A 5,549-nucleotide genomic window follows, 5' to 3' on the forward strand; every position below is an offset into this window, starting at 1 on the left:
GAGCCACGCCGAGTCGGCGCCAGTTTCCGCATGAGGCAGGAAACTGGCGCCGACTCGGCACCGCTTGACAGGAAACTGGCGCCGACTCGGCTAACGCGCGGAGTAGTCCCGGAACCCGCGCTTGGTCTTGCGGCCGAGGTAGCCGGCGGTCACGAGGTGCTCGAGCAGCGGCGCCGGCGCGAAGCCCGGCTCGCGGAACTCCAGGTACAGCTCGCGCTGGATCGCCAGGGAGACGTCGTTGCCGACCACGTCGAGCAGCTCGAAGGGGCCCATCGGCAGCGCACAGCCCTGCTTCATGGCCAGGTCGATGTCGTCGGCGGACGCGTAGTGCGCCTCGAGCATCCGCACCGCGTCGTTGAGGTAGGGGAACAGCAGCGCGTTGACGATGAACCCGGCGCGGTCGCCGCACGACACTGCGACCTTGCCGACCCGGTCGCACAGGGCGCGGGTGGTCTCGGTGACCTCGTCCGACGTGACGACGGTCGAGACGACCTCGACCAGCTTCATCACCGGGGCGGGGTTGAAGAAGTGCATGCCGATGACGTCGTGGGGACGCGAGGTCGCCTGGGCGCACTCGATGACCGGCAGCGAGGAGGTCGTGGTGGCGAGGATCGCCCCCGGCTTGCAGATCTCGTCGAGGTTCGCGAACAGCGTGGTCTTGATCGCGAGGTCCTCGGCGATCGCCTCGACGACGATGTCGACCGGCGCGAGGTCGTCCAGCGAGGTGCTGCCGATCAGGCGGCCGAGCACCTCGCCCTTCGCCGACTCCTCGAGCTTGCCGCGCTGGATGGCCTTGTCGAGAGAACGCTCGATCGCGGTCCGCACGCCGGCGACCTTGTCGGCCGAGCGCCCGACGTACAGCACGTCGTAGCCGCTCTTGGCGAACACCTCGACGATGCCGGTGGCCATCGTGCCGGTCCCGACGACGCCGACCAGCTTGATGTCGTGGCGCAGCTGCGGCTTCTCGTCCGCCGACGGGGTGTGCTCGTCGGCGACCACCACCGGGCTGTCCGCTGCCTCGTAGGTGTAGAAGCCGCGGCCGGTCTTGCGCCCGAGCATGCCCGCGCTGACCATCTGCTTGAGGATGGGACGCGGCGCGTGCAGGCGGTCGCGGCCCTGGTGGTACATCGTCTCGAGGATCTCGTACGCCGTGTCCAGGCCGATCAGGTCGAGCAGCGCGAGCGGGCCCATCGGGTAGCCGCAGCCGTAGCGCATCGCGGCGTCGATGTCCTCGCGCGAGGCGTAGTGGCCCTCGTACATCGCCACCGCGTGGTTGAGGTAGCCGAACAGCAGGGTGTTCGCGATGAAGCCGGCCTTGTCGCCGCACACGACCGGCGACTTGCCCAGGCTGGTGACCAGCGCGGTGACGTCGTCGAGCACGGCCTGCTCGGTGACCACGGTGCGCACGATCTCGACCAGCGCCTGCACCGGCGCGGGGTTGAAGAAGTGGACGCCGACCACGCGGCCGGGCCGGCCGTTCGCGGTGGAGATCTCGGGGACCGACAGCGAGGAGGTGTTCGTCGCGAGGATCGTCTCGGGCGAGACGATGTCGTCGAGCTCGCGGAAGATCGCCTTCTTGGTGTCGAGCGACTCCACGACCGCCTCGATGACCGCGTCGGCGTCGGCGAGGTCCTTCAATGCGGTGCTGAACGTGATCCGGCCGAGGAGCTCGGCCTGCTCGGCCTCCGTCATCTTCTCGCGCTTGACCGCGCGCGTGGTGGAGTGCTCGAGGTACTGGCGGCCCCGGGCCAGGGACTCCTCGTCCTTCTCGACGCCGACCACCGTGTGGCCGGCGCGGGCGAGGACCTCGGCGATGCCGGCGCCCATGGTGCCCAGGCCGATGACGCCGATCGTGCGGAACTCGCGCCCGGTTCCGGGAGCGGCTGTCTCGGGAGTGCTCGTCATGCGGGGCATCGTGCCACGGGGGGTTCGCGTGGGTCACCGTGACTTAGTTCACCCGCCGGTAACTTCCGGCAGCCTTGTCGCGGGTGTCTGTTCCATCGCAAATCCTCAGGTCGGCCGGGCCCTTGCCGAAAAGAATGGCTGTCGGTGCATGCCCTCCGACGCCATCGCGAACGAAGGGGTTCCACATGCCGCGCGACGCATCCCACGCCGTTCCGCTGAGGACGCTGATGGTCGGCGCGGTGGCGCTGCAGGGCCTCGCCGCGCTGCTCGCCCGCGGCGATCGCTCGACGTTCGTGCTGCTGCTCGCCTCGACGCTCCTCACCGCCCTCACCGCCGCGGTGCTGCACCGGCGGGTGCTCGCTCCGCTGGAGGACGTGGCGGCGTACGTCGACGCGCTGGCCGCCGGCGACCTGACCGGCTCCCCCACGGACGGCTCGGGGGTGCCGCTGACCGGCGCGCTGAGTGCCGTCGGCGAGCGCACCCGCGTCGCGATGCGCGACGTCGCCGACTCGGTGGGCTCCCTCAACGGGACCGCCGAGTCCGTGGCCGCCACGGCCGAGGCGATGGGGCAGACGTTCGCCGAGACCTCGACCCGGGCAGCGGAGGTCAGCGAGGCCGCGGGCCTCGTGTCGAGCAACGTGGCCGCCGTCTCGACCGGCGCCCGGGAGATGCGCGACTCGGTCACCGAGATCGCGCGCAACGTCACCGACGCCGTGTCGGTGGCGCAGGAAGCGGTGGACATGGCCGCCGAGGCGGCCCAGGTCATGGCCGAGCTCGACAGCGCGAGCGAGCGGATCGGCAACGTCGTACGCCTGATCACCGCGATCGCCGGGCAGACCACCCTGCTGGCGCTCAATGCCACGAGCGAGGCCGCCCGCGCCGGCGAGGCCGGCAAGGGGTTCGCGGTCGTGGCGAACGAGGTCAAGACCCTCGCCCAGGAGACCGCCCGGGCGACCGAGGACATCACCGAGCAGGTGGACGCCCTCCAGGGCGGCAGCCGGGCGGCCGTCGCGTCGCTGGAGCGGACCCAGGAGGTCATCTCCCGCTTCGCCGACTACCAGTCGACGATCTCGAGCGCGATCGAGGAGCAGGCGGCGACGACCGCCGAGATGAGCCGGCGCCTGCTCGAGGCCGCCGACGGCTCGCAGCAGATCGCCGACACGGTCGGCTCCGTCGCCACCTCGACCGCGCAGGCCATGGAGCAGCTCGGCCACACCCGGCGCGCCGCCGGGGAGCTCTCCAGCCTCTCCTCCGACCTCGGTGCGGTCACCGAGCGGTTCCGGCTGCCCGAGCCCGAGGTCGTCGTCCACGACATCGGCACCCGCGGCGGGGTCGCGCTCGAGGTCGAGGGCGTCGTCTCGGTGACGCACGTGCCGGAGCTCGAGGCCGTCGTCGTGCGGTGGCTGCGCTACCAGGACCAGGCCGTCAAGCCGGCCCTCGGCAAGCAGCTGGAGCTGATCCGCACGCACTCCCTGCGCACCGTCGTCGTGGACTCCAGCGAGGCGGTCGGCGCCTACTCCGCCGAGATGAACCGCTGGATCGGCGTCGAGTTCGTCCCACTGCTGGAGCGCACCACGATGAAGGCGTTCGTCACCGTCGTGCCCCGCAGCGCCGTCGCCGACCTGGCCAACAAGGGCTGGCAGGAGGGCCAGGACGGCCTCGGCTTCCAGATGGTCGAGGTCGCGTCGATGCGTGAGGCCGAGGAGATCGCCCGCCGCGCCAGCCGAGGCTGAGCACCACCACCGGCACCCGTCCCTTACGCTGCTCCGGTCGGATCCCGTTGTGTGCGTCGTGTGCTGAGGTGTGCCCGTGAGGTTGGTCGTTGCCCGCTGCCAGGTCGACTACGCGGGACGGCTCACGGCCCACCTGCCGATGGCGACCCGGGTGCTGATGATCAAGGCCGACGGCTCGGTGCTCGTCCACTCCGACGGCGGCTCCTACAAGCCGCTGAACTGGATGTCGCCGCCCTGCACGTTCCGGGAGGGCACCACCGAGGACGGCCAGGTCGAGTGGACCGTCACCAACCCCAAGAGCGACGACACGCTGCGCATCCTCATCGAGGAGATCCACCACGAGTCCAGCCACGAGCTGGGCGTCGACCCCGGCCTGCAGAAGGACGGCGTCGAGAAGCACCTCCAGGAGCTGCTCGCCGAGCACCCCGCCACCCTCTCCCCCGGCCTCACGCTGGTACGCCGGGAGTTCCCCACCGCGATCGGCCCCGTCGACTTGATGTGCAAGGACGCCGACGGGCGCAGCGTCGCCGTCGAGATCAAGCGGCGCGGCGAGATCGACGGCGTCGAGCAGCTCACCCGCTACCTCGAGCTGCTCAACCGCGACCCGCTGCTCGCCCCGGTGCGCGGCATCTTCGCCGCCCAGGAGATCAAGCCGCAGGCGCGGGTGCTCGCCACCGACCGCGGCATCTCGTGCGCGGTCGTCGACTACGACGCGCTGCGCGGCCTCGACGACCCCAGCCACAGGCTGTTCTGAGCTGCCCCGGCCTGAGCTCGCGAAGGCCGGGACGCAGCAGCCAGGTCGAATAGGCGCGCGAGCGACGAAGGAGCTCGCGACCGCCGTACCGAGACCCAGTCGCGCAGCAGAACGAGCAGCTCGAGATGGCGGTCTCGATTCGGTCGCGAGCGTTCGCCAATCGACCAACGACCAGGGCCACAGCTTCCGACCGAGGCTGGACACCGAGGCTGGACACCGAGGCTGGGCCCAGTCGCCGGACCGTCGCGACGGCACGAGCCTGCGGCAAAACCGGTGGCCACGCCCACCGACGCGGCCCACGATGGGGCGATGCTCCCCAACTACTTCGACCGCGACGTCGCAGAGCGGTACGACGACACCGAGGACGCGATGTTCTCGCCCGAGGTGCTCGGCCCCACCGTCGACCTACTCGCCGAGCTGGCGGGGGACCGACCTGCCCTCGAGCTCGCGATCGGCACCGGCCGGGTCGCGCTGCCGCTGAGCGAGCGCGGCGTCCGCGTCCACGGGATCGAGCTGTCCGAGGCGATGGTCGACCAGCTGCGCGCCAAGCCCGGCGCCGACCGCATCGAGGTGGCGATCGGCGACATGACCTCGGCCCGGGTCGAGGGTGGCTTCGGCCTCGTCTACCTGGTGTTCAACACGATCGGCAACGTGACGACCCAGGACGGACAGGTCGCGGTCTTCGAGACCGCCGCCGCCCACCTCGAGCCCGGCGGCTGCTTCGTGATCGAGACCGGCGTGCCGATCCTGCGCCGGCTGCCGTCGGGCGAACGGTTCGCGGTGTTCGACCACACCGACGGCCACGTCGGCGTCGACGAGTACGACGTCGCCACCCAGCTGATGTGGTCGCACCACTACACCTCGACCGACGCGACGACCTACACCCGCTCGAGCTTGCCGTTGCGCTACGCCTGGCCCGCCGAGCTCGACCTGATGGCCCGCATCGCCGGACTGCGTCTGCGCGACCGGTGGTCGGACTGGGACCGCAGCGCGTTCACCGGCGAGAGCACCAAGCACGTGTCGGTGTGGGTCAAGCCCTGACGTCGCAGCCGAGCTCGGTCAGCGCGGCCCGGCCCGCGTCGGTGAGCCGCAGCGCCCGGGAGTCGCCGGCGCGGCGCACGAACCACTCGCGGGCGAGCAGCGCGTCGCCGATCTCC

4 protein-coding genes are annotated in these 5,549 nt (G+C 71.1%); 3 read left to right on the forward strand and 1 reads right to left on the reverse strand.

The window, feature by feature from the left end; all coding sequences use genetic code 11:
- Nucleotides 1–90 precede the first annotated feature (90 nt).
- Nucleotides 91–1,905, reverse strand: coding sequence for a 3-hydroxybutyryl-CoA dehydrogenase (locus tag VGD85_RS16350; RefSeq protein ID WP_331064498.1), 1,815 nt, complete (start codon nt 1,903–1,905; stop codon nt 91–93).
- A 185-nt stretch (nt 1,906–2,090) separates the two neighbouring features.
- On the opposite strand from VGD85_RS16350, the gene VGD85_RS16355 reads away from it, so the two are divergent.
- The 3 genes from VGD85_RS16355 to VGD85_RS16365 all read left to right on the forward strand — a co-directional run bounded on the left by VGD85_RS16355 (nt 2,091) and on the right by VGD85_RS16365 (nt 5,433).
- A complete protein-coding gene (locus VGD85_RS16355; RefSeq protein ID WP_331064499.1) occupies nt 2,091–3,638 on the forward strand; it encodes a methyl-accepting chemotaxis protein in 1,548 nt (515 codons plus the stop codon).
- Between the two features lie 76 nt (nt 3,639–3,714).
- Nucleotides 3,715–4,392: an endonuclease NucS gene (gene nucS / locus VGD85_RS16360; RefSeq protein WP_331064500.1), complete on the forward strand. Its 678-nt coding sequence runs from the start codon at nt 3,715–3,717 to the stop codon at nt 4,390–4,392.
- A gap of 309 nt (nt 4,393–4,701) precedes the next feature.
- On the forward strand, nt 4,702–5,433 hold the full coding sequence (locus VGD85_RS16365; protein WP_331064501.1) for a class I SAM-dependent methyltransferase: 732 nt from the start codon (nt 4,702–4,704) through the stop codon (nt 5,431–5,433).
- Nucleotides 5,434–5,549 lie beyond the last annotated feature (116 nt).

Origin of the sequence: Nocardioides sp. (assembly GCF_036401255.1) — a bacterium.
Lineage (GTDB): Bacteria > Actinomycetota > Actinomycetes > Propionibacteriales > Nocardioidaceae > Nocardioides.

Bases quoted from the DNA above. Each gene is read 5' to 3' on its own strand.
- VGD85_RS16350 (WP_331064498.1), bottom strand. From the start codon at position 1,905: ATGACGAGCACTCCCGAGACAGCCGCTCCCGGAACCGGGCGCGAGTTC.
- VGD85_RS16355 (WP_331064499.1), top strand. From the start codon at position 2,091: ATGCCGCGCGACGCATCCCACGCCGTTCCGCTGAGGACGCTGATGGTC.
- VGD85_RS16365 (WP_331064501.1), top strand. From the start codon at position 4,702: ATGCTCCCCAACTACTTCGACCGCGACGTCGCAGAGCGGTACGACGAC.